Source organism: Enterococcus xiangfangensis, assembly GCF_005405365.1.
GTDB lineage: Bacteria > Bacillota > Bacilli > Lactobacillales > Enterococcaceae > Enterococcus_A > Enterococcus_A xiangfangensis.
In genome coordinates this window covers 314,798-339,050 of the sequence record NZ_BJDX01000002.1, presented here as the reverse complement: position 1 = coordinate 339,050, position 24,253 = coordinate 314,798, and the positions used below count along the sequence as shown (strand labels likewise).

At 39.7% G+C, this 24,253-nt stretch carries 27 protein-coding genes; 16 read left to right on the top strand and 11 right to left on the bottom strand.

Features of this window, described 5'->3' with window-relative positions; genetic code table 11:
• The first annotated feature begins 9 nt into the window (after positions 1–9).
• The 8 genes from lepB (at position 10) to FFM68_RS03740 (ending at position 6,089) form a co-directional block, all read left to right on the top strand.
• Positions 10–579: a signal peptidase I gene (gene lepB, locus FFM68_RS03775; protein ID WP_137618099.1), complete on the top strand. Its 570-nt coding sequence runs from the start codon at positions 10–12 to the stop codon at positions 577–579.
• A 173-nt stretch (positions 580–752) separates the two neighbouring features.
• On the top strand, positions 753–1,100 hold the full coding sequence (locus tag FFM68_RS03770; RefSeq protein ID WP_137618098.1) for an ArsR/SmtB family transcription factor: 348 nt from the start codon (positions 753–755) through the stop codon (positions 1,098–1,100).
• Positions 1,078–1,446 carry an arsenite efflux transporter metallochaperone ArsD gene (arsD, locus tag FFM68_RS03765; protein WP_137618097.1) on the top strand — a complete coding sequence of 123 codons (369 nt, stop codon included), beginning with the start codon at positions 1,078–1,080 and terminating at the stop codon, positions 1,444–1,446. Before FFM68_RS03770 ends, arsD begins: the two co-directional genes overlap by 23 nt.
• Positions 1,447–1,465: 19 nt before the next feature.
• A complete protein-coding gene (gene arsA, locus FFM68_RS03760) occupies positions 1,466–3,184 on the top strand; it encodes an arsenical pump-driving ATPase (RefSeq protein ID WP_239585040.1) in 1,719 nt (572 codons plus the stop codon).
• 137 nt (positions 3,185–3,321) lie between these two features.
• A complete protein-coding gene (gene arsC / locus FFM68_RS03755; protein WP_137618095.1) occupies positions 3,322–3,726 on the top strand; it encodes an arsenate reductase (thioredoxin) in 405 nt (134 codons plus the stop codon).
• Positions 3,727–3,935: 209 nt separating this feature from the next.
• A complete protein-coding gene (locus tag FFM68_RS03750; RefSeq protein WP_137618094.1) occupies positions 3,936–5,273 on the top strand; it encodes a Y-family DNA polymerase in 1,338 nt (445 codons plus the stop codon).
• Between the two features lie 124 nt (positions 5,274–5,397).
• Entirely contained in the window at positions 5,398–5,802 is a 405-nt protein-coding gene (locus FFM68_RS03745) for a hypothetical protein (protein WP_137618093.1), read from the top strand.
• Positions 5,799–6,089, top strand: coding sequence for a DUF5960 family protein (locus FFM68_RS03740; protein ID WP_137618092.1), 291 nt, complete (start codon positions 5,799–5,801; stop codon positions 6,087–6,089). The genes FFM68_RS03745 and FFM68_RS03740 overlap by 4 nt, the downstream gene beginning before the upstream one ends.
• Positions 6,090–6,130: 41 nt before the next feature.
• Here the strand turns inward: FFM68_RS03740 and FFM68_RS03735 are convergent, their stop codons facing one another.
• A complete protein-coding gene (locus FFM68_RS03735) occupies positions 6,131–7,069 on the bottom strand; it encodes a permease prefix domain 1-containing protein (protein ID WP_137618091.1) in 939 nt (312 codons plus the stop codon).
• 3 nt (positions 7,070–7,072) lie between these two features.
• On the bottom strand, positions 7,073–7,399 hold the full coding sequence (locus FFM68_RS03730) for a PadR family transcriptional regulator (RefSeq protein ID WP_137618090.1): 327 nt from the start codon (positions 7,397–7,399) through the stop codon (positions 7,073–7,075).
• 141 nt (positions 7,400–7,540) lie between these two features.
• Here FFM68_RS03730 and FFM68_RS03725 point away from each other — a divergent pair, with 141 nt between their 5' ends.
• The 3 genes from FFM68_RS03725 to rarD all read left to right on the top strand — a co-directional run bounded on the left by FFM68_RS03725 (position 7,541) and on the right by rarD (position 10,879).
• Positions 7,541–8,650 (top strand): NAD(P)/FAD-dependent oxidoreductase, encoded by a 1,110-nt coding sequence (locus tag FFM68_RS03725; protein WP_137618089.1) that lies wholly within the window; start codon positions 7,541–7,543, stop codon positions 8,648–8,650.
• A 162-nt stretch (positions 8,651–8,812) separates the two neighbouring features.
• Positions 8,813–9,847 (top strand): aldose epimerase family protein, encoded by a 1,035-nt coding sequence (locus FFM68_RS03720; RefSeq protein ID WP_137618088.1) that lies wholly within the window; start codon positions 8,813–8,815, stop codon positions 9,845–9,847.
• Between the two features lie 147 nt (positions 9,848–9,994).
• Positions 9,995–10,879 (top strand): EamA family transporter RarD, encoded by an 885-nt coding sequence (gene rarD, locus FFM68_RS03715; RefSeq protein ID WP_137618087.1) that lies wholly within the window; start codon positions 9,995–9,997, stop codon positions 10,877–10,879.
• A gap of 119 nt (positions 10,880–10,998) precedes the next feature.
• Here rarD and FFM68_RS03710 read toward each other — a convergent pair whose 3' ends face one another.
• The 6 genes from FFM68_RS03710 to FFM68_RS03685 all read right to left on the bottom strand — a co-directional run bounded on the left by FFM68_RS03710 (position 10,999) and on the right by FFM68_RS03685 (position 16,426).
• A complete protein-coding gene (locus FFM68_RS03710) occupies positions 10,999–11,898 on the bottom strand; it encodes an NAD(P)-dependent oxidoreductase (protein ID WP_137618086.1) in 900 nt (299 codons plus the stop codon).
• Positions 11,899–12,084: 186 nt separating this feature from the next.
• Positions 12,085–13,527: a PTS mannitol transporter subunit IIBC gene (locus FFM68_RS03705; protein ID WP_137618085.1), complete on the bottom strand. Its 1,443-nt coding sequence runs from the start codon at positions 13,525–13,527 to the stop codon at positions 12,085–12,087.
• Positions 13,528–13,540: 13 nt separating this feature from the next.
• Positions 13,541–13,972, bottom strand: a complete 432-nt coding sequence (locus FFM68_RS03700; protein ID WP_137618084.1) for a PTS sugar transporter subunit IIA — start codon at positions 13,970–13,972, stop codon at positions 13,541–13,543.
• A 9-nt stretch (positions 13,973–13,981) separates the two neighbouring features.
• Positions 13,982–15,121: a mannitol-1-phosphate 5-dehydrogenase gene (locus tag FFM68_RS03695; RefSeq protein WP_137618083.1), complete on the bottom strand. Its 1,140-nt coding sequence runs from the start codon at positions 15,119–15,121 to the stop codon at positions 13,982–13,984.
• A 9-nt stretch (positions 15,122–15,130) separates the two neighbouring features.
• A complete protein-coding gene (gene hxlB / locus FFM68_RS03690) occupies positions 15,131–15,688 on the bottom strand; it encodes a 6-phospho-3-hexuloisomerase (RefSeq protein WP_137618082.1) in 558 nt (185 codons plus the stop codon).
• Between the two features lie 42 nt (positions 15,689–15,730).
• Complete coding sequence (locus FFM68_RS03685; RefSeq protein ID WP_137618081.1) at positions 15,731–16,426, bottom strand: ribulose-phosphate 3-epimerase; 696 nt, start codon at positions 16,424–16,426, stop codon at positions 15,731–15,733.
• A 189-nt stretch (positions 16,427–16,615) separates the two neighbouring features.
• Here FFM68_RS03685 and FFM68_RS03680 point away from each other — a divergent pair, with 189 nt between their 5' ends.
• Complete coding sequence (locus tag FFM68_RS03680; RefSeq protein WP_137618080.1) at positions 16,616–17,365, top strand: DeoR/GlpR family DNA-binding transcription regulator; 750 nt, start codon at positions 16,616–16,618, stop codon at positions 17,363–17,365.
• Positions 17,366–17,407: 42 nt separating this feature from the next.
• Here FFM68_RS03680 and dapF read toward each other — a convergent pair whose 3' ends face one another.
• Genes dapF through FFM68_RS03665 form a run of 3 tightly spaced genes read right to left on the bottom strand, consistent with a single transcriptional unit; the run spans position 17,408 to position 20,729 of the window.
• Positions 17,408–18,235, bottom strand: a complete 828-nt coding sequence (gene dapF, locus FFM68_RS03675; RefSeq protein ID WP_137618079.1) for a diaminopimelate epimerase — start codon at positions 18,233–18,235, stop codon at positions 17,408–17,410.
• Between the two features lie 19 nt (positions 18,236–18,254).
• Positions 18,255–19,559 (bottom strand): diaminopimelate decarboxylase, encoded by a 1,305-nt coding sequence (lysA, locus tag FFM68_RS03670; RefSeq protein ID WP_137618150.1) that lies wholly within the window; start codon positions 19,557–19,559, stop codon positions 18,255–18,257.
• A 15-nt stretch (positions 19,560–19,574) separates the two neighbouring features.
• The gene (locus FFM68_RS03665) at positions 19,575–20,729 is read right to left on the bottom strand and encodes a M20 metallopeptidase family protein (RefSeq protein ID WP_137618149.1); all 1,155 of its coding nucleotides are present in this window, start codon (positions 20,727–20,729) and stop codon (positions 19,575–19,577) included.
• A gap of 318 nt (positions 20,730–21,047) precedes the next feature.
• On the opposite strand from FFM68_RS03665, the gene dapA reads away from it, so the two are divergent.
• The 4 genes from dapA (at position 21,048) to FFM68_RS03645 (ending at position 24,203) form a co-directional block, all read left to right on the top strand.
• Positions 21,048–21,938: a 4-hydroxy-tetrahydrodipicolinate synthase gene (gene dapA / locus FFM68_RS03660; RefSeq protein WP_137618078.1), complete on the top strand. Its 891-nt coding sequence runs from the start codon at positions 21,048–21,050 to the stop codon at positions 21,936–21,938.
• Positions 21,935–22,690 carry a 4-hydroxy-tetrahydrodipicolinate reductase gene (gene dapB, locus FFM68_RS03655; protein WP_137618077.1) on the top strand — a complete coding sequence of 252 codons (756 nt, stop codon included), beginning with the start codon at positions 21,935–21,937 and terminating at the stop codon, positions 22,688–22,690. The genes dapA and dapB overlap by 4 nt, the downstream gene beginning before the upstream one ends.
• Before the next feature lie 53 nt (positions 22,691–22,743).
• Positions 22,744–23,445 carry a 2,3,4,5-tetrahydropyridine-2,6-dicarboxylate N-acetyltransferase gene (gene dapD / locus FFM68_RS03650; protein WP_137618076.1) on the top strand — a complete coding sequence of 234 codons (702 nt, stop codon included), beginning with the start codon at positions 22,744–22,746 and terminating at the stop codon, positions 23,443–23,445.
• A 122-nt stretch (positions 23,446–23,567) separates the two neighbouring features.
• Positions 23,568–24,203 carry a hypothetical protein gene (locus FFM68_RS03645; protein ID WP_137618075.1) on the top strand — a complete coding sequence of 212 codons (636 nt, stop codon included), beginning with the start codon at positions 23,568–23,570 and terminating at the stop codon, positions 24,201–24,203.
• The last annotated feature ends 50 nt before the right edge of the window (positions 24,204–24,253 follow it).

The following is a 24,253-nucleotide window of genomic DNA, read 5'->3' as shown; positions in this document are numbered from 1 at the left end:
GGTGACCCTATGAACAATAAAATAAAAGAATGGCTTCCAGTAGTCATTATCATTGCTCTAATTTTTCTTGCTAGAATATTTGTTTTTTCACCAGTGAAAGTTGAAGGCCATTCAATGGACCCGACACTCCACGACAATCAACGCTTAATCACATCCAAACTATCTAATTTAGATAGACAGGATATTATTACAACAAAAGAACCGGATAATCAGAGTCTTTACGTGGTGAAGCGGATCATCGGCTTGCCCGGCGATCAGGTAGAAATGAAGAATAATGTGTTGACCATCAACGGCAAAACATACGATGAACCGTATCTTGACGAGTTCAAGGAGCAGTTTAAAAAAGACGCGCTGGCTGATGAGTATTCATATAATTCGGCTTTCCAAGAACAAGCTGAAAATGCTACCAGTTTCACAGATGATTTTTCAGTGACTGTCCCGACAGATCAATATTTTGTTTTAGGTGATAACCGTTTGATCTCAAAAGATAGCCGAATTTTCGGTTTTGTCGATCACTCTTTGATTCAAGGAAAAGTGATTTTACGCTTTTGGCCGTTAAATGAATTTAAATTGTTTTAATCAGTCATGGGATTCTTCCCATGGCTTTTTTGTTTGTCCAATCCCCCCTTTCTTCCAAGAATGAATTACAGAGCTTTACTTAGTTCGATGAAAAGGACAGAAACGATTGACGATATATTGAGGTTCATCTATATTAAATACATAGATGGATTTCTATATAGAGGAGTTGAACTATGAATTATGCTGAAATGACCAAAATATTAAAAGCTTTAGCTGACCCAAGCCGTTTAAAAATTATCGACTTGTTATCATGCGGCAGTTTATGTGCTTGCGATATTTTAGACCACTTTGACTTCACCCAACCAACCTTGTCTCATCATATGAAGGTATTGGAAAAAGCCGGTATCATTCTTGTCACGAAACAAGGGACGTGGCATCATTATCAATTAACTGAAAGTTTTATTGATCAATTTATGGGATCAATCAAGCAATTATTTTCTGATGACGATGATTGTCTTTGCAAAAAAATAAATTGTAACTGTAAAGGAGAAAGAAACGATGAAAAAATTGGAATTATTTGAACCAGCCATGTGTTGCTCTACCGGTGTTTGCGGTCCATCAGTCGACGAAGAATTATTGATGGTGACTTCTGTCTTTGAAATTTTCGAAGGGCTAGATTCAATTGAAGCTGCCCGTCATAATTTAACCGGTGATCCAGATGCCTTTGTCAATCAACCTGCCGTTTTAAAATTACTGCAAGAAAAAGGTAACGATATTTTGCCGGTGACCTTATTAGATGGTGAAATCGTCAAAGAAGGCGCCTACCCTACTTTAGAAGAGTTTGGAACATATGGAGACGTCCACTTCGTAATGCAGCCCGCAAACAGCTCGAGCGATTGCTGCGGTGGAAATTCTGGCTGTTGCTAGTCGATCAGGAGGAAATGCCATGCTTCGCTATATTCCCCAAAAGATGGGACTAACCAAATATTTATTTTTTACAGGCAAAGGCGGCGTTGGCAAAACGACTACTGCCTGTGCAACCGCCGTAACTTTGGCACAAGACAATAAAAAAGTTATGCTCGTCAGCACGGACCCCGCTTCAAACTTGCAAGACGTTTTTCAAACTACGTTATCGAATCGGCCTACAACTATTGCGGGCATTACTAATTTAAAAGTTGCCAATTTTGATCCGATCACTGCTGCTAAAGAGTACAAAGAACAAGTTGTCGGTCCGTATCGTGGAATCCTTCCTGACAGCGCTCTTATTAATATGGAAGAACAGTTATCCGGATCTTGTACCGTTGAAATTGCTGCCTTCAATGAGTTCGCAAATTTCCTAACAGATGAACAAGTTGCCAAACAGTTTGACTATATTCTCTTTGATACAGCACCAACTGGTCATACATTAAGAATGTTGCAGCTCCCTTCTGCTTGGAACAGTTTTCTAAATGAAAATACTACAGGTGTTTCTTGCTTGGGACAATTATCAGGATTGAGCGGTCAAAAAGAACGGTATGAAAAAGCCGTTGCAACATTGACTGATGCTGCTCAAACATCTTTGATACTAGTTACCCGCCCACAAGCAGCTCCTTTGATCGAAGCTGAGCGTGCTTCAATAGAGCTGCTGAAATTGGGAATCAAAAACCAACGATTAGTAGTCAATGGTTTACTGAAAGTGCCTGACGATGTAATTTCTCAAGAGATTTACACAGAGCAACAAAATGATTTAGCCAACACGACTCTGTTGCATAAATTTGAATCATTTTATATCCCGCTTCGTCCTTACAATGTTACGGGAATCGACAAGTTACAAATTCTATTAAACGAACAACAACCGGCTATTGTTGAATTAGAACATACATCACTTGATTTTCCTCATTTAGATTTGATCGTAAATGAGTTCATTCGGACAAACAAAAAAATTATTTTTACAATGGGTAAAGGTGGTGTTGGCAAAACAACTGTTGCGATTAAAATCGCGGAAAAATTGGCCCAAGCAGGAAAAAAAGTTCATTTAGCCACCACGGATCCGGCTGATCATTTGAACCTGTTTCTTCCAGCCGATTTCCCTATTTCAATTAGCCATATTGATGAAGAAAAAGAACTAGCTGATTATAAAGAAACTGTTCTTTCGAAAGCTCGTGAAACATTGAAAGCTGATGATCTAGCTTATATAGAAGAAGATCTACGTTCTCCATGCACACAAGAAATAGCGGTATTCCGCGCTTTCGCGGAGATCGTTGATAAATCAGAAAATGAACTTGTCGTTATTGATACGGCACCTACGGGACATACTTTGCTGCTTCTAGATTCTACTCAAAGTTATGCAAAAGAAGTCGCCAGAAGTTCAGGTGAAGTCCCGCTTTCTATTCAAAAATTATTGCCGCGACTGCAAAACAAAGCCGAAACAGAAGTATTAATGATCACTTTACCTGAAACAACACCCGTTTATGAATCTATGCGTCTAGCTGAAGATTTGGATCGGGCAAAAATTGCTCATACTTGGTGGCTGATCAATCAGAGCCTATTTGCAGCTGATACACACAACGATATTTTAAAAGCTCGTTCTTTTAATGAATTGGAATGGATTAAGAAAATTTCCAAACTTTCAAATGGAAATTTTGCCGTTGAGAAATGGCAGCCGAACTTTGCTTCACGAATATGATTAGTGATTCCTGTGATCACCACTGCTTCAACTGTTTTTGTTGGTATCTTAACAGGAATTTCGGTACTATTATTTTTGACGTATTAATCACACGAATAAATTCTCACTGAATGAACGTATATTGGAGGACAATCGGAATGAAGAAAGTGTATTTTTTATGTACAGGAAATTCTTGTCGCAGTCAAATGGCTGAAGGCTATGCTCACAAATACTTGCCTAGCACACAATTTGAAATCAGAAGTGCCGGAATCGAAACTCACGGCTTAAATCCTAAAGCGGTTCAAATCATGGCAGAAGATGGGATCGACATTTCCAATCAAACATCTGATTTGATCGATAGAGACTACTTCAATCATGCGGATTTGATCATTACCCTTTGTGGTGATGCAAAAGATAAGTGTCCGGCCATCCCTAAAGGTGTCAAACATCTTCATTGGGATCTGCAAGACCCTGCTCGAGCAGTCGGAAGCGAAGCAGAGATCTTATCCGAGTTTAGAAAAACAAGAGAGCTTATCAAGAATAATGTTTTAAGTCTCAAATAAAATTAATTCTCTACTGATCCAACAGTCTGCTTTATCGTCTGTTGGATCTTTTTGTTTCTATTAGTTTTTTATCAAATAAAACGGAGAGTTACTTGACTTTTTTTCAAGAAACGAAGTAATATATATACGAACGTAAGTTCTGTTTTTTTAAACGATGGATTGGAATTGATTGCTCACTGTTTGTGAATGTCAAAGTTAAGGGGATTCAAATGAATTTCAACTATGAATTAGAACCAACTGGAGACTATGCGTTTATTGATATGAAATCTTTTTATGCCAGCTGTGAATTAGTCGCACGCGGCCGTCATCCATTAAAAGATCTTTTAGTTGTGATGAGTCATGCAGACAATACCTCCGGGCTTATTTTAGCCAGCAGTCCTATGGCAAAAAAAATGTTAGGTATTACGAATGTGACAAGAGCGTGGCAGCTTCCTAAAGCCGCTGAGAATCCAGCTGTCGATAATTTGATCATTGTCCCTCCTAGGATGCGGTACTATATTTCTGAAAATCTAAAGATTCAAAGTATCATTCGTAATTATGCAGCCGATGAAGACATCATGTGGTACTCCATCGATGAAGGCGTGGTTGATTTGACGCATAGCTTGAACTATTTTGTTCCAGAAAATCATAGCCGCGCAAAAAAATTAGATATAGTAGCACAAATGATCCAAAAAGATATCTTGCAACAAACGGGAATCTACTCTACTGTCGGTTTATCAAACAGTAATCCTTTACTGGCTAAACTAGCGTTGGACAATGAGGCAAAGAATGCTAAAACTATGCGTGCGTTGTGGAATTATCAAGATGTTGCAGAAAAGGTTTGGAAAATTCCCGAACTAGATGATTTTTGGGGCATTGGTAATCGAATGAAAAATAATTTCCGCGAAATGGGGATCCAAACTATCTACGACTTAGCCCATGCTTCCCCTGCTAAATTAAAAAATAAATTTGGGATTATCGGGCTGCAATTATACCACCATGCCAATGGGATCGATCGCACCAAACTACAAGAACAATATATCCCAAAATCAAAAAACATTGGCAATAGTCAAATTTTGCCGAGGGATTATCACGGTGCTGAGATGGCTTTGGTCATTCGTGAAATGGCGGAACAAGTTGCTATCCGCTTGCGCAGAAATAATGCAAAAACAGGAACGGTCTCTTTAGCGATCGGTTATTCAAAAAACGAATTGACTAAAGGATTCAGCCGCCAACTCAAGATCACCCCCACCGACAATACTAATGAATTGACGGCTCATCTGTTGTTTTTATTCAAGAAGTTCTATACGGGGGAATTGATCCGGAATATTGGTGTGACTTATTCTGATCTGCAGTACACTGCTGATACTCAATTAAATCTTTTTGAAAAAGCCGAAGAACAAATCAAGCATGAACATTTAGATCAAGTGATGGATCTGATTCGAGCAAAATATGGTTTTGTCTCCATCATTCGTGCTAGTTCTAAGTTGGAGCATGGCCGCAGCCTTACCCGCTCAAATTTAGTCGGCGGGCATGACGGCGGTGCAGGTGGGTTGGACGGCTTGTAGGCATATTTTATACGGACTCTTTAAAATCCTCTAGTTTGGAAGCTGTCGTACGCAATCATTTAGATAAAAATTGTTGGGCTTTTGACAAGAGTTTTCTTTTCAAGCTAATTAGTGGAGGTGTGTCATGGGAGAATCATTCATGTCTTATCATTCCGATCCGCTTATCCGGGAGTATCATGATCGCGGTATGGCAAAATGGATGGGCTTTTATTTAAGTGAACATACGGCTCGAATGAAGACAGAAAAAACTAAAAGAAATTTAACTCGTCCAAGAAAACCGCAAATGACCACGATCGAAATCGCCGAGATTCTTAGTACATCCTACCTCAGCAAAAATTTAGTTGAGATTCAATTAGCAGCATTGAACTCTGAGGGCGAAGCGTTCGCTGATATTATCGGTGTCGTTCTTGGATTTGATGACACGACTATTTTTTTGGCGGATGCTAACACGAAAATCCAAGCTATTCCCAATGGATCAATCCGCCATGTCCATTTAGTCAAGCATCCTAAATGGAGTGACTTTTCATGACGCTGAATGTTGAGGGGGCCGAATTTGATTATCACACTGAAAATGCAGAAAAATTGACGAAAGATTTTACTGACTATGTCCTGACGGATGTTCCTTTTTTTGCATTGCAGGACGAACTGCTCTATCTTATGAACAAAAGAAAGATCGATCGATTCAGGATTCCTGGATCGATGACTATTGATCATCAGGAACACATTTTTTACTTTCAAGTTACGCAAGTAAACGAAAATAAAAAACTGCGAACGTATCATTATTTAGGCATTGACTTAACGAAAAAAGAAGCTTGATCCACTAAAATTGGAGCAAGCTTCTTTTTGATAGTTCTATGCTATTTTTTTGTGATAACTGCTTGTAAAATACTATAAAGCAGACCCGCCATGACAAGGATCAGCCAACTAGAACCCCATAAATTCGTTAAAAAAGACCAGCCTAAGTAGATCATCACCACGATCGGCCAATAAATTCTTCCAAGTAAATATCTAGCCTGAGCCGCATCCCCATATTTTTCCTGCAGCGCATTCGGTCCTAAGATATCTTCATCTGCGATAAAATATTTTTCTTTAATAAATTTATCGAAAATACTGTAATTGATTCCGCCGTAGATAATTAGAAAGACACCCACCGCTAAAAATAAAAACATAACTGGTACTCCATACCTCGCATACGTGAACATTTTAAAAAATAAAATGGGTGATACGCTTAAGATACATAGACAAATACCGATAACTAGGCTGACTTGAAAACTTTTTTGATACCCTTGTTTCAATCTTTGCGCTTCTTTGTTTAAATCAACAGGAATAAAGCGATCATTTAACAGCTCATTATTTTTAGAAAATTGCATGCCGTTATAAATAATAGCCCCGATACTGATCGCTAGGACAATGAAAAACAGTAAGAGAGCCATGATCGCAATGCCTCCGATCCCTAGGCTAGTCAAGATCCCAACAGCTAATAAACACCCGCTGATTCCCAAGCTGAGTCCCTTCGCTCCTTGCTTTTGTGCTATCAAATATTGATACATCTCATCTTCATCAATTCCGTTTTTTTCTTTTTGAAATGAAATACCTAATTCTTCACGTAATTCATCAATTGAACCAAATTCACTGATGGCTTGTCCAATCGCTTCATGCTCGCTTTTTCCTTCATCTAATAATGCCAAATAGTGGTCTTCCATAATCGTTAAAATTTCTTGTTTAGCTCGTTGGACTTCCTCAGTATTTGGAAATTCCAGAAACAATGTCTCTACATAATTTTTAATCGTATCCATTTTTTACCCTTCTTTCATAAATCGGTTCACAACTTTTTTAGTTTGTTTCCATTCGGCTCGTTTCTCTACTAAAAAAGTCAGACCTTTGGCTGTTATCTGATAGTACGTCCGCTTTTTTCCATGGGTAATCTCTCCTGGATAAGAATGAATATAGCCATTTTTTTCCAAACGGTTGAAAGCTGAGTAAAGGGTCGTTTCCTTAATAACATAAATTTCTTCACTTATCTCTCGTATTTTTTGGGAAACGGCATAACCGTACGAATCACCATCTTTCAATACGGACAAAATGATCACATCATTGTACCCACGAATCCCATCGCTTGAAATCATTTTGCCACCTCCTCAAATTACTCCATCTGTCGTTGTAATGATTGTACGATAATTACTACGACAGGTAAAGTAAAATATGCTAATTTTATTGAAAAAAGTAACGCACTATGTCAAAATCGATAACAGAAAGAAGTGAAGAGCATGAAAAAAATCGCGATTATCGGCGGCGGCATCATTGGTATGACGCTCGCAAATTATATAGATCAAAAAAAATATCACGTAACTTTATTTGACGATCCCACCGGTCAGGCTACCAGTGCTAGTGCCGGGATCATCTCCCCTTGGTTATCGAAACGACGCAACAAACAATGGTATCGACTAGCCAAAGATGGCACCGGATTTTTCCCAAAACTGATCCAAGACTTTCAATTAGATGACACGATCTATCGCCAGTCGGGCACTTTGCTTTTACGTCCAGAAAAACAATTGGCTGAACTTTTAGCTTTGGCTGAAGAACGTAAAAAAAATGCGCCAGAGATTGGTACGATCAAACAGCTTTCGGCGGAACAGACGCAACAAGAATTGCCGTTGTTAAGACCACACCCTGCGCTCAAAGTTAGTGGCGGCGGTCGTTTAGATGGCAAAGCTTATTTAATCCAAATGCATAAATTGGCTGAAAAAAAAGGCGTCGACTTTATTTCACAGCGAGCTCAGCTAGCAGATACTACTACCGTTATTTATGGAGAAAAACGAGAAGTCTTCGATCAAATTATTTTAACGGTAGGTCCACATTTGAAAAAATTATTAGCACCCTTGAATTATCAAGTCGATTTGCGTCCACAAAAAGGCCAACTTTTGGTTTTTCAAACGGCTTTCAAAAACAGTGGAGACTTTCCAGTTGCTATGTTAGATGGTGAAGCTGATTTGATTCCATTTTCAGCCGGAAAAATATTACTAGGTGCGACTCATGAAAATGAAGCAGGCTGGAATTTGAAAGAAACTCCAGAGGCTTTTAAACAATTGGCCAATAGCACTCGGAAATTTTTGGCTGAACCAGAAAAATTATTAGAACAGCCTTTTCACTATCGCGTTGGTACGCGGGCGTATACCTCTGATTTTGCACCCTTTTTTGGTCAGTTGAATGATCACTTGCTAGTTGCCAGCGGACTTGGTTCGTCCGGTTTGACAACTGGTCCGTACATCGGCTATCTATTGGCTGACTACTTAAATACAGGCAATGCGAATTGGCAAGAATACCAAAAAGAATTATCAAACTATATCCAATTTGAAAAAACGCTGGCATCCAATTAAGGAGTCAGCGTTTAAGAATAGGGTCGAAATTCTTGCGGTCAACGTGTCGGTTATCCATTCATTATCTTAAAAAATTTTTTTAGAGCTTGTCACTTACGTTACAAATCGCTAAAATTAATAAAACATGATAGCTGTTCAACACACAAAAAGAGAGGTTTTTATATGCAAATTATAGAAAAAGATTTTGGCAACGGTTACCAGCTGATCACCCTTACAAATGATGCTGGCGTTCATTTATCTGTCACCGATTTAGGCGCTCGGATCGTCAGCCTTGGTCGCGACAAAGAATTGGTTTTAGGGTTTGACTCTGCTACAGAATACTTGGAAAAAGATGTTTTTATCGGAGCTTCGATTGGTCGGACAGCTGGTCGGATCGAAAATGGGCGGTTTGTATTAGATGGTAAAGTTCATCAAGCGACGACCGATCCAGGAAATGGACACTCCTTGCATGGTGGTCTACCTGGATTTGAAACGAAAAAATGGACATACACGATTGAAAATAGTGATGATGAAGCCTCTGTTATTTTTACGACGATCAGTCCTGATGGTGAGCACGGATTTCCCGGCAATTTAACCGTTGAAGTGCGTCATACCCTCACTCAAGAAAATATCTGGCGCGTAACCACAACTGGAATCAGCGATCAACCAACTTTATTCAATCCGACCAATCATGTCTATTTTAATTTGACCGGCGACGTCACGCAATCGATTGCTGAACACAAACTTTGGCTGAACAGTACTGCCTTTGCTCCACTTCGCCAAGATAGTATTCCCACAGGTGAAAAAGCAAGTACGGTAGGAACGGCTTTTGATTTTCAAAAAGGAAAAAAAATAGCTGAAGTTTTTGCCAGCGACTTTGATCAGAAAAAGCAATTCGACGGCATCGATCATCCCTTTTTCTTGGATGAAAACGATTTAGCTATACCGGCTGCTAAATTGCTCAGCCCTGATGGCACAACTGAGCTCACTGTCGCAACCGATCTGTCCAGTATCGTTATTTTTACTGCAAACTTTGGAACTGACGCTCCTGAGATGCACGGCAAACAGTTAGCCAATCATGGCGGAATCACTTTTGAAACACAAACTGCGCCTGGAGCTGAACAGTATACTGATTTCGGTTCAATCAGACTTGCTGCTAACGAACCCTTTGAAACAATCACCGAATACAAATTAGCTTTTAAACCTACTGCTAATTAGAACAAAAATAGATCCTTTCTATCACTGGTAGAAAGGATTTATTTTATAGATTTCGTTCGCTACTTCGTTTTCAGGAAGATATTTTTATGAAAAAATACTTAGTTTTCTATGTTAAACTAATGGATACTAGCATTAAAGGAGGTTCTAATGAAAAAAGATTCTGGATTGCTCTATGGGTTCGGCGCCTATATCTTTTGGGGATTTCTACCGCTTTATTGGAAATTACTAGGAAACGTCGGATCTATTGATATTTTATTTTATCGAATTATTTGGTCGCTGCTTTTTATGACGATCTATTTGACCTTGTTTCGAAAGTTTCCTACTTTTATTCAAGAAAGCAAGGAGCTGTTGAAAAGCCGCCGAAATACACTGGCGATCCTTGCCGCCGCAATTTTCATTTCACTCAATTGGGGAATCTATATCTATACTGTATCGATTGGGCAAGTCCAGCAAGCGAGCTTAGGTTATTACATCAACCCTTTATTGAATGTCCTTGCAGGTTCGCTTTATCTAAAAGAACCTCTGTCAAAACAAGCGAAACTCGCGAGCCTTTCCGCTTTTGCCGGTGTCGTCTTATTAACCATTCAGACAGGTGTTTTTCCTTTCAATTCGCTTTTTCTAGCTGCCAGTTTTTGTTTATACGGATTAACTAAAAAGCAGCTGCAGCTGAGTGCTGCTACAAGTATTACCTTGGAAACATTGATCATGGCACCTTTAGGTCTGATTTATTTGTTTTTTATCTCACCAACTGGTTTCATGCACTATCCGTTTAATACGAATTTACTGCTCGTGGGTACTGGAATCGTCACAGCGATTCCATTGTTGCTCTTTTCAACGGCTGTAAAAAAATTATCCTACATCACGATCGGTTTCTTGCAATATATTAATCCTACAATCATGTTGATTATGGCAATCTTCCTGTTTCATGAGCCCTATGCTCTGCCGCAATTTATTGCCTTTGCGTTTATTTGGCTAGGGATTTTGATTTTTATTATCGGTAATTTTATTGAAGCTCGCACAAAAAAGTTGTAACTGCAGCGAACCGCTTCAAGTAATTTTGGCTTAGTTCCGAAGAAACTGGAACACGATTTATTCGCAATAAGGGGGTGTGACAAAACTCTGGTCACACCCCCTTGTTCGTTCAGTAATAATCAATGATTCATTTGAAAATTTTCAATATTGGCGATTACTTTTTGTGCCAGACGGACCTTAGCCATCGAGGTCAAGCCAGCATTTGTTTTCCCAGCAAAAACATTCGGCAAATCAATCACTTCTTCTCCCAGTCCTGCTTCAGTATCGCTAAAAGCAAAGTTTCCAGGTTGATTCAACCAAGTTTTCAATGCCGCAATTTCATGCGATGGAGCAATCGAAACATTCATCAAAATTTTCCCATTCCCGAAAAGTTCAAAGGCCGCATTATCTAATAAAACAACATTTTTATTCAGACAAGTGATTAAGATATCGACCTTTTGCAGCAATTCATTTAACGGAAGATAATCCATCCCCAATTCTTTTTCTATATCAGGTTTTCGAGTTCGACTGTAGTAATTGACGTTCATTCCAAAAAAGTTCATTGTCCGTGCCAACAAGCTGCCAACAGTACCCATGCCAACGATTCCAATTTTGACTCCAGTCAATTCCATTGGTTCAGCCTTCCACATCGCATCCCCGCGCCCTTGCAGCAAGCGAACCAATTCGCTAACGGCATATTCTTTCACACCTTCGTCGCCATAATCGCGGACACCCGTCACCACGATTCCTTTTTTCTCTGCATAGAGAATATCGACATTGGCATTTTCAGGGGAATACAAGCTCGCACAAATCCCGATGTAACGAATATTAGGACAAGCATCTAATACTTCCTGATCGATGAAACTCGTAAAACTTAATAGTACGCAATCCGCATCACCGATCCGCTCACTTATAGTTGTTGCATCTGTCGGAACATCCTCATAAAAAATCGTCTCTTCCGCCAATGATCGCAATTTTTCATCCCATTCAGGCAATAATTTGGTAGGTTCGATTGCTACCATTTTTTTAAATTTTTTCATGTCAGCCTCCTAGATAATTGTACTCTCTTCATGATAAGTCCAATAAATTTCTGCGTCAATGAAGAAGCGATGCGACTAGCTTTTCCGACAATCAGGATTCCTTCATTCTAGTACTTTTCATAAAAATTTTATTCACAGCTTAATGATATAAAAAAACACCGGCAAAAAACTTCACCGGTGTCCAATCTATTCTTTGTTCCTTGCTTCAACAATTTCATCGACTAATTTATCGATTGCTGGATCTTGCAAATAATTTTTCAAAGTCACTATCTTCATTTTAGGGTGTGCATTGTGGGTCCGTTCCTCCAGATCTTGGTGAACGACTACCATATCACTATCTTCCGGCACATCTTCAATTCGATAATTTTTGACCTCAATATCAGTGATCCCAGCTTTTTGAAGTTTCTTTCTAAATGTCGTAGCGCCCATCGCGCTGCTGCCCATCCCTGCGTCACAAGCAAATGATACTTTGCTCAATCCAGCAACGAGTGCATCGACTGTTTTAGCAGACTCGCCATTTAACAGTTCTTTTCCTTCAGATTTCATCGATTTTGATTTTTGGACAGACTCTTCAAAGCTGTCATCATCATCCGATTTATCTGCCTTTAAAATTACCGCTGTGACTAAGAAAGAAACGGCCGTTGCGATCACGACCCCGGCGATCATTCCAAAGAAATTGCCGCGAGGTGTCAACGCTAAGTAAGAGAAAATCGAACCTGGACTTGGTCCAGCTACTAATCCTACATCAAGCAATTGGAAGGTCAATGTCCCAGCCATTCCACCTGCGATCATTGATAAAATAGTAATCGGTTTCATCAAGACATATGGAAAATACATTTCGTGGATCCCACCAAAGAAGTGGATAATGATCGCGCCTGGCGCTGTTCGTTTGGCTACTTTTTTTCCAAAGAAAGAATACGCTAATAATAAACCTAAACCAGGTCCAGGATTCGATGCTACCATGAAGTAAATCGATTTTCCGGCTTCTAATGTTTGCTGCATTCCTAATGGATAATAGACACCTTGATCGATAACATTATTCAAGAATAAAACTTTTGCTGGTTCATTGATCAAAGATAATAATGGTAAGAAACCAGTGGATACTAACGCTTCAATCGCGTTTGTTACAAATTGGTTGGCTGATTGGATCGTTGGACCAACAACTAAATAAGACAAACACATTAAGATAAATCCGATAATCCCGATCGAGAAATTATTAACAACCATCTCAAAACCGGCAGGAATTTTTCCATCTAAAAACTCATCTGTCTTTTTCATGATCCAGCCGCCTAATGGCCCCATGATCATGGCGCCCATAAACATGGGAATATCTGCACCAATAATCAATCCGATGGTTGCAAGTGCGCCTAAAACTGCGCCACGTTGACCACCGATCATACGTCCACCCGTATAGGCTAGTAATAATGGTAGTAAATAGCTAACTGTCGGTGAAACCAATTCGCCTAACGCTTTGTTAGGAAACCAGCCAGTTGGGATAAATAAAGCAGTCACGATCCCCCAAGCAATAAATGCACCGATGTTGGGCAATACCATGTTAGTTAAAAATCCACCAAATGCTTGCACTCTCGCACGTGTGGATACTTTTTTTTCTGCATTCGTTCCATCCATTTCCTTCTCTCCTTTACTCATTGATTAAATCAAACAATGCTTCTTCTGTCGTAACGTCAATTAACTTTTGATACAATTCTTCATCACTTAACAATTCACCTAGACTTCCAATCAATTCCAAATGTCCGTCAGGCGAATCTGAGGACAAAGTAAATAAAACTTTGACTGGTTCTTCGCCTGGAAACATGACGGGTTCAGCCAGATGTAAAAAGGTTATGCCAACGCCTTTACTGCCGTATTCTGGACGTGCATGAGGCATCGCGACTTGCGGCAATAAAATAATGTAATTGCCATTATCTAAAACATTTTGGATCATTGCCTCAACATATGCTTCTTCGATGATGTTTTTTTCTAGCAAAGGTTGTGCCCCTTTACGAATCGCCGCTTGCCAAGAATCAACTTTGGCAGCAAACATTGTATTTCCTTTTAATTGTTCTTTTAACATGTGGGCCTCCTATATCTGTGACTCATACGCAGCAATAACTCCTTCAAGCAGCTCTCCAGTTAATTTTGAAATTTGTTTGATCGTTGCTTCTAAGCCCTCTTCTGCAATCAGCTTCTTCAATTTCTCCGCTTCAGGATCTCCTACATTCCGATAGTGATACCCAGCCGCAATAACTTCCATGCCCGCTTGATGAGGCAATCCTCGTGCGCTTAGCTTTACTACTGGCGCAACTAGACGATCGTTGGGGCCTAATTTTCTAATTGGCGAACCGCCGACCCGAACAATCGCATCTGAAAGTTTTTGGTTGCCGTGGCGTCTTAATGTCTTTTCAATAAAAGCTGTTAGATCCTTCCGCGAAAAATGATACTCTTGCACGAAATATTCTAAGTTTTCTGCTAAGAATTGATTGACCAACTTTAAAATTTCTTCATTTTGAATGGCTGTTTGGATCGTTTCGTATCCTTGCAACGCGCCTAAATAAGCTACTGCCGCATGTGCTGCATTGACGATATAAAGTTTTCGTTCGATATAAGGCTGCATTTCATCGATCAAAACTACATGGGTCAGATCAAATGATGTCGCAGGATCTAGTTGCCGCCGATTAATCACCCATTCATAATAGGGTTCAACGACTGCAACTGCCTTGCCATCAACACGTTTGCCTAAAGACTGACGATCAATAGCTGTATTCACAAAATAAGCAAACTGTTCAAAAATGGCTGCTTCTTCTGCCGAAAGTAATGCATAAACGGTCGCTTTTAAATTGTCGCTTGCATTGATAATATTTTCATTGGCTAAAATATTAATACTGCGCTTTTGATCAAAACGTTTTTTTAAACCTTTTGCAAGAATCGGCGCAATTTTCACTAAATTATTTGCACCAACAGATGTCGTTAAAATATCAGCTGTTTCAATCGTTTTAAGCACTTTTTCTGTCTCAGACAAACTGTTAAGTGCTGTGACTTGATCGACAAAGTCTGTTGTTGCGGCTTCATCGATGATCTCGATCGAATAACCGCCATCTTGATTCAACTGTTGGATCAAATCTGCATTAGTATCAACAAAACAGATTTCAAACCCATTCTGATGTAAAATTTGTCCAATAAATCCGCGTCCAATATTTCCTGCACCAAAATGTACCGCTTTCATTTTCTTCACCTACTCCAAATTTGCATGATATTGCCACAAGCTAGGCATATCGATTGATTTTTCTTCGATCATCATCAAAGCAATCGTATCCCCTAATAAAAGTAAACACTGTTCAAATAAACTAGTCATTGGCTGAACTGAAGGGATCTCACCAGGTAAAGCTAATTTGGTCTGCACGGGAATACGGATAAAAAGATCAGTATATTCCTTCATCGAACTGTTGGCATTTGATCCAATATGGGCCACTTTTGCTTTAAAACTTTTAGCTTTTCTCGCAATTGCTAGTGGAAAAGAACTTTCCCCGCTGCCAGATCCGACGATCAGTAAATCATTTTCTGTAATTGCAGGTTCTGTAATCTGCCCCACTACAACTGTCTGAATGCCTAAATGTGCCAATCGTTTAGCAATCCCTTCTAATGAAAGCAACACACGACCAACACCTACAAAAAAAACTCGTTCTGCTTTTTCAATCTCTGCAACTAATTGCTCAACTTCTTGCACGTCAATGCTGTCTAAAGTTGCCGCAATTTCTTTTATAATTTTTTGTTCGACTATTTGATAACTCATGACTTTCCCTCCAATTTTTGTCGTTCTAACTTATTTTTCAACTTATTTCATTGAGGCCGCTTTTCCGATTGCTTCAGCTAATAATTGACGATTTTCTGCTAACGTATTTCCAGCAATAAATAATCCTGTACTTCCTAATACTAGATTTGTCGCACCGGCATCTAATAAACCTGGAATCGTCGCTAATGATACCCGGCCATCTACTTGAATATCTACTGCCAATTCTTGTTTATCGATCAACTGACGCAAATCAGCAACTTTTTTCAAGGCATACGGAATTTGTTTCTCATTTTTATTTGTTGCAAACCCTGGATTGATCAACATCAAGCATACCCGATCAATTTCTGGCAAGATATAATCTAACACATTTAATGGAGTTGCCGGATTCAATGCCATACCAACCTTTGTTCCTGCATTTTTGATCAATTGAATGTAGCGATCTACATGTAGACTTGTTTCATGATGGAAAGTAATTCCTTCAACTCCGATCTTCAACATCTCACCGATAAAGAATTCGTTGTCATTTGACATGATGTGTATATCAAAATTCATTGAAGTGATCTCGCGCATTCTTTTAATGGTATCGATTCCTAAAGGCATGCTGGGACTGAATGAACCATCGATTACATCGATATGCAACGTGTCCATTCCGATATTTGTTAATTCTGTGATACTTCTCTCTAAATTCACCAGATCTCCGCACATAATCGATGGTGATAAAATAATTTTGTTTTTCATAAGCTACCTCCTTCATTCGTTTACGAGTTCATTGTAATCGCTTAACAAGCACAAGTCAACATAAACAAGATATGTTTTTATCATTTTATGCATGTTTGTGCGCGAAATACAGTTTTAAGCAGATTGAAATTGACACAAAAACGCATACATGGCATGATAAACATGAAGAAATAAGAAGGAGTATGCAGTATGTTAAAAGAGGAGCGGCATCAAAAAATTGTAGATCTACTAAACATTGAACAAAAAGTTATCGCAAGTGATTTGAGTCAACGTTTTAACGTTTCAGAAGATACGATTCGAAGAGATTTGAAAGAGTTGGATGGTCAAGGTCTCTTAAAAAGAGTTCATAGCGGGGCTTTACGTGTCGGCCCGCCAATTACTGATTTTAATTATCGAGAAACCGTAGCCAGTGATCGAAAAAAAAAGCTGGCTCATAAAGCCTTGCCTTTTTTAAGAGAAGATTCTGTAATTATTATCGATGGTAGTACAACCAATCTGGCTTTAGCTAAAGAGATCCCGAAAGATTTTCGTGCGACGATCATTACAAACAGTCCGCCGATAGCGATTGAATTAGCCCAGCATCCTAACCTTGAGATCATTAATATTGGTGGCGTATTTTACAAACAATCAATGATCAATATTGGCGTACAAACGCACAAGCAATTGCAAAATATTCGTGCAGATCTCTATATCATGGGAATCTATAACTTAGATTTAGATGCTGGAACAAGTGTACCGACTACACAAGAATCAGAAATAAAACGGGAAATGGTCCGTATCTCGACAGAAGTTTTAGGAATGATCACCAATGATAAATTTGGCACCATTAGCAATCATATCGTGGGTCCTGTGGACGATTTGACGTATCTGATTTCAGAACAGATCCCAGATAAAATCCGCAAAGAGTACAATAAACAAAAAATAATCTTGATTGACTAGCTAGTAAATTAAAAAAGATGACCAAAATTTTGGTCATCTTTTTTAATTTAAATCTTCATCTAAAATCGTGCCATTGCTTACTAAGTTTGTATCACCGATCAAGTAAAGATCATCATTAACAACATTTACTTGAAGCTGGCCACCTAAAACCTCGATTACTACTGGATCAGTTTTAATCAAGCCTTTTTTGGTCAATGCATAAGCCGTCGACCCCGTTCCAGTTCCGCAAGCTAAAGTAAAATCTTCAACACCGCGCTCATACGTCCGTTCCACAACAGTTTGATCTGGCAAAATATCGTAAAAGTTTACGTTTGCTCCTTTTTCAAAAGCCGTATGGTTTCGCAATTTTCTAGCAAAATCAAAAATCGCTTCTAATTCTGTCATCGCAAGATCCGGGATGTGAACAACTAAATGCGGAATTCCTGGATCACCTAATTCGACATAATCTACTAGTACTTCTTTGCCGTCGACTTGAATAAGTTTAGCTGCTTCAAAAACAGTCGGTGAGTTTAATTTCACCCGGTATGTTCGAGTATCTAAACGTTCTGCCGGTACATCGCCAGCAATCGTTTCAATGATCATTTTTTCTTTTGCGATGCCAGTCTCATATGCCCAGCGAGCAACACATCGGGCTCCATTCCCGCACATTTCGGCTTCAGAACCATCCGCATTGAAAAAACGTGCATAAAAATCGCCGCTACCACGCGCAGACTCAATGGCGATCAATGTATCCGCGCCAACTGAGAGGCGGCGTGCACAGACGCGCGCTGCAAATGTTGTTAATTGGTCACTAGAAAAACCTATTTTTTGATTGTCGATCAAGATGAAATCATTTCCAGCACCTTGTATTTTATAAAATGGTATGCTCATCTGATAACCTCATTTCAGCTTATTTCGATTTTAGAAAATCAGGAACGACCTCATTTTGAATGATTTGATCCAATGTTTGTCTTTTTACAATGATTTCTGCTTGCCCGGCTTTTGTCAATACAACTGCTGGAATCGCCAATTTATTATAGTTGCTGGCCATGGAATAACCATACGCTCCCGTTGAAAATGTTGCAAATAGATCCCCTGTTTCAACCATTGGCAATTCGATATCTTTGACTAGGATATCTGTACTTTCACATGCTTTACCAGAAATGGTCACTTTTTCTTCCGCTGCATGCCCTGCTTTGTTTGCTAATACCCCGGTATACTTTGCGTCATAAAGTCCCGGACGAATATTATCCGTCATTCCACCATCGATGCTAACATATTTTCGTAGCCCTGGAAGCTCTTTGATTGCACCAATTTTGTGTAGACTGATACCGGCCTCTGCAACGATACTGCGCCCTGGCTCGATTACGACTGCTGGTTGGGCAAAATGCTCTTCCTCACAAAAAGCCAACACTTTTTCCATCATCGGATCTGTGAAATAACTAAACGGTTTAGGTTGATCCGTATCTGTATAACGGACTCCAAAACCACCGCCAAAATTTAATTCTTTGATTGAATAGTCAAAACGATTTTTTACCATTTTAACTAAGTCCAAAGCGATATCGACTGCTGCTAGATGTGCCTGGTTATCAAACAGCTGACTGCCTACATGAAAATGAAAGCCTAAGAAGTTTACTTCCGGTGTTTCGATCGCATGTTGGATTTGCGGAAATAAAATGGTCTCATCAATTGGGATACCAAATTTTGAATCTTTTTGTCCAGTTGAAATAAATGAATGTGTCTGGACATTGACCTCTGGTGTAATTCGAAATAAAATATCTACTATTTTTTGCTTTTCCTTCGCAATTTCCGCAATCAAGTCAACTTCTTGCAAACTGTCGACGATGATGCGTCCCACACCGTAATCTATCGCCATTTCCAATTCTTGAATCGACTTATTATTGCCGTTCATTTCAATGTGTTCGGCTGGAAATGCGCCTTTGATCGCTGTGTACAGCTCTCCGTCTGAAACGACATCCAGTGAAAAGCCTTGTGTTTGGATGATTTTAAGCATCGCTAACGTTGAAAAAGCTTTGCTGGCAAATGCAACTCGGACATTTTCATATTTTTCGACAAAATCTCGTTGCAGTTCTTGACATTTTTCTTCGATTTTTGTTTGTGAAAAGACATATAACGGTGTGCCGAATTTTTCAGCTAATGCGACTGTATCACAGCCGTCCCACATTAAATGCCCATTTTTCGTTTCAAAATCCATCATAAGCCCCCTCAATTAATTTTCATTCAGCCCAGCAATCAAATTTACATAAGTCTGAACGCCTAACAACAGATTCACTTCATCAAATTTCAGCTGGCTGCTATGCAGCGGATAAGTATAGCCCTTTGCTTCGTCTCGAATTCCTAAAAAGAAGAACATTCCCGGAATTTCTTGTTGATACATTGAAAAATCTTCCGCGATTAAGTAAGGCAATGTTTCTACATAGTAATCAGCCGCAACTTTCTCCAATATCTTCACCATTTTAGGATCATTATCTACTACACGATACATATGATTGAAAACTACTTCTGCTTCACAGCCGTAGCCTTTTGCGATCTCTCCCGCTAACAATTCGATACGGCGAACCACTTCATCATAAACGGCATCATCAAATGCACGCATCGTTCCATGTAAAACAACTTCTTTAGCAACGATATTCATCGCTTCTCCACCATGGATCGTACCAAATGTCAACACAACATTATCCAACGGGCCGATGTTTCTTGCTAAAATACTATTTAATCCGGTAATCACTCCGCCGGCAGCGACAATCGCGTCCTCACCTAATTGTGGCTGTGCTCCGTGGGTGCTGACACCTTTGATCGTGATTGTCACTTCTGCATTACGTGCCATCATTGCTCCAGGCCGACAAGCGATTTTCCCAGCTGGTAAATCAGGAAAGACATGCAAGCCGACGATTTCTTCTACTCCCAGTTTCTGTAAAATTCCTGTTTTCATGATCATTTCTGCACCACCGGGGCCTTCTTCAGCCGGTTGGAAAACAAAAACAAGCGTTCCTTGAATTTTTTCAGGATGTTTATATAAATAGGCGATAAACCCCAGCAATGTTGCCATATGTCCATCATGACCACATGCATGCATTTTTCCTGGATTTTTTGAAGCAAACGCATATCCAGTCTGCTCTTTAACCGGTAACGCATCGATATCTGAGCGAAAAGCCAGAGTCTTTCCTGGTTTTGTTCCTCGTAAGACTGCAATCGTCCCAGTTCCGAGAACTTCATGTGTCTCGGTAATTCCAAAGGATGCTAATTTCTTTCGAATGTACGCTGCTGTCTGTTCCTCTTTTAATCCCAATTCAGGAATTTGATGCAGCTCGCGGCGCATCGTAGTTACTAATTCTTCTAATTCTTTGACCTCTGTGTCGATCATTGTCTCACTCGTTTCCGTAAACATTCTTAAAATAATGCTTTTTAGATTAAAAAACCATTGTTAGTTTCTCATATTATAGTATAAATTGCTTATTTGGTCATTAATTTGTTTTCTTAATATTTTAAATCATCGCTTATTAAACCACTTGAAATTTTTACGAGCCGCTGCTGTTGAATTTATTCCACTATTCTTTTTAAAATCGATTGATTAAAATTTTCATGAGATTTACGTTGGCATCCACTCATAATTGAGCTATAATTTCACTATTAAAGACCTTTTCATAAAGGCTTTGAAAAAATAATGAAGGAGTTGTCTCCCTTGAAAATATTTGAAGGATCTGGTGTCGCTTTAGTCACCCCCATGAAAGCCGATGGTGTCGTAGATTACAAGCAGTTAGGCGAACTTGTTGAATGGCAGATTGCTGAAGGAACCGATGCAATTATTGCGTGCGGAACGACTGGCGAAGCCTCTACTTTAGCTAATGATGAACATATTGCAGTAATCGAGGCTGTCGTCAAAAAGGTAAACGGACGAATTCCAGTAATTGCGGGAACTGGTGTAAACGATACTCGACACGCCATCGAATTATCGACTGGAGCCGAAAAAGTTGGTGCCGATGCCTTATTAATCGTAACTCCTTACTACAATAAAACGTCAGATGACGGTCTCTTTTTACACTACCAAAAAATTGCTCAGAGCGTGAAACTGCCAATCATTTTATACTCTGTTGCTTCACGTACTAATATGAATATCACTCCGCAAATGGTCACACGTTTAAGTGAAATTCCTAATATTGTGGCAATCAAAGAAGCAAGCGGCGACATTTCTCAAATTGCTGAGATCGCCCGAATCACACCAGATGATTTTGCGATTTATTCTGGAAATGATGATCAAGTACTGCCAATCATGGCACTTGGCGGAAGCGGATCGATCTCAACGATCGCCAACATCGCCCCACATCAAACTCATGAACTGACTCACGCCTTACTAGACGGCGATTTACAGTTGGCACAAAAAATCCAATTGGCTCAATTGCCGCTGATTCACACAATTTTTAGCGAAGTAAATCCGATCCCGGTTAAAACTGCAGTTAGTTTATTAGGCAAGATTGAACCAAACTTCCGTCTCCCCCTTACTGCTGCGAAGGCCGAAACAGTTGAACGTTTGAAAAATGAAATGACTGCTTATGGTTTGGAGGTCGCCAAATGATCAAGATCATCTTGAGCGGTGCCAACGGACGGATGGGACAAGTGTTGCAAACAATGATCGCTCAACAGGCAGAAATGCAAGTTGTTGCCGGAATTGATCGAGAAGTTTTTGAAGCAGACTTTCCTACTTATCAGGCCATCGCAGATTGTCAAGTCGCGGCTGACGTGGTCATTGACTTTTCCCATTATTCTGCTGTCCCTGCTATTTTAGATTATTGTGTCGAAAAAAAGATCCCCGTTGTTGTAGCTACGACAGGATTGACTGACGAAGTTAAAGCACAGCTAGTTAAGGCCGCTGAACAAACCGCTGTCTTCTTTTCAGCAAACATGTCTTTAGGAATCAATTTATTGGCTAAAGCGATCCGATCGATCACCCCTGTTTTAGAAGAAGAATTTAATATTGAAATCGTTGAAAAACATCACAACCAGAAAAAAGATTCCCCTAGCGGAACAGCTCTTTTATTAGCAGATGCAGTAAATGAAGCCGTTGAAGAAAAGAAAACTTATATTTATGGCCGACATGGCAACGATTTAGAAAATCCACTATCAGAGTTAGGGATTCATGCTGTTCGCGGGGGGACTATTCCTGGCGAACACACGGTCATTTACGCTGGACCGGATGAAGTGATCGAGCTAAATCATTTGGCCTTATCACGTAACATTTTTGCCAGTGGAGCCGTCAAAGCCGCGAAATACATCAGTAATAAAAAGACTGGCCTATATGACATGGAAAAATTGATTGACGAAAGTTAATTGTGTTTGGCTAAATAACTATAACTACTTTAGTACGAGATTGGGGAATATCAATGACTTTAACTGATCCTTATGAAATTGCAAAATATATCAAAAACGCCGAGAAAACAACGCCGGTTAAAGCCTATGTTCAAGGAGACCTGACCGGTATTGCCAAAGAAAAGGTTCAATTTTTCGGTCAAGGTACGACTTGGATCTTGATTGGTGAAAACCAGGCAGTCCAAGAAGTCTTGGACGAACAACATGCAAAAATCAGCAACGTCCATCTTGAAAATGATCGTAGAAACTCGGCGATTCCGATGTTAGACATCTCAACTGTCAACGCACGGATCGAACCGGGCGCATTGATTCGCGAGCGAGTTGCAATTGGTGAAAAAGCGGTCATTATGATGGGGGCGATCATCAATATCGGAGCTTCGATTGGCGAAAGTTCCATGATCGATATGGGAGCCATTTTAGGTGCCCGTGCGACTGTTGGAAAACATGCCCATATTGGAGCTGGTGCCGTGTTAGCTGGAGTTTTAGAACCACCCAGTGCCTCACCGGTCATTGTGGAAGATAATGTTTTAGTCGGAGCCAATGCTGTTATTTTAGAGGGCGTCCATGTTGGAAAAGATGCCGTCGTCGCTGCAGGCGCAGTCGTAACAAAAGATGTCCCTGCTGGAGCGGTTGTTGCTGGTACTCCTGCTAAAATTATCAAGATGCGTGACGAGATTGATCCCGGAAAAACCGAATTTCTGGATGACTTGCGTTAAAAATTTTACTGGCGGGGAGAAATCTCCGCCTTTTTTTGTATTATTACTGCACTTTTAACGAAGTATGCTATAATACAAACGGATTAGAACAACTCTTAAAAGAAAGCGACTGAATTATACTCGTGAATTTGAAAAGTATCAAAAAATCAATCAAGAACCGTAACAAACAAATCAACAAAACTTTTGCTCAAGTGGAAGAAACTCTTGCGAACCATATCCACAGCGATGTAAAAATTTATTTTGACAAAGCGGAGACTCATCGCATCCATCTTGAGGAAAAAACACCAGATGGCAAAACTCGTCATATCCAAAGTACAGAGCAAGATCACTCATTCAAAGAATTGATCGATGCACATATTCAAAAGCCACAAACAGATACGTTGAATCAATTAACGAATAGTATCTATAATTTGTGGGCAGACAGTTTCAAAACGGCACCCGTTGCTGCAGAAACTGAGAAAGCAACAGAACTAGCACAAGACATCTTAGCTGATGTTGCTAAAGAACCACTGAACACAGGTGTGACGTCTGAACAAGCGGAAACATTGAATCAAGCCTTAAAATCAAAAGCAAATTATTCTGCTGAATGGTCGGATGCTGACAAAGCAATCGAAGTCTTCTACAATCCGCCTAAAAAAGATCGTCAACTTTTAGCAACGATCGCTGCAGATCAAACGATCACTTATACTGACGCATTAGCTACTAAACGTGTCATGAAAAAAGAATTACCAGATATGATCGCTGCTGTATTAGCCTAATAATAAAACAGGGATGTGACAAAAATCTTGTCACATCCCTAGTTTTTTGT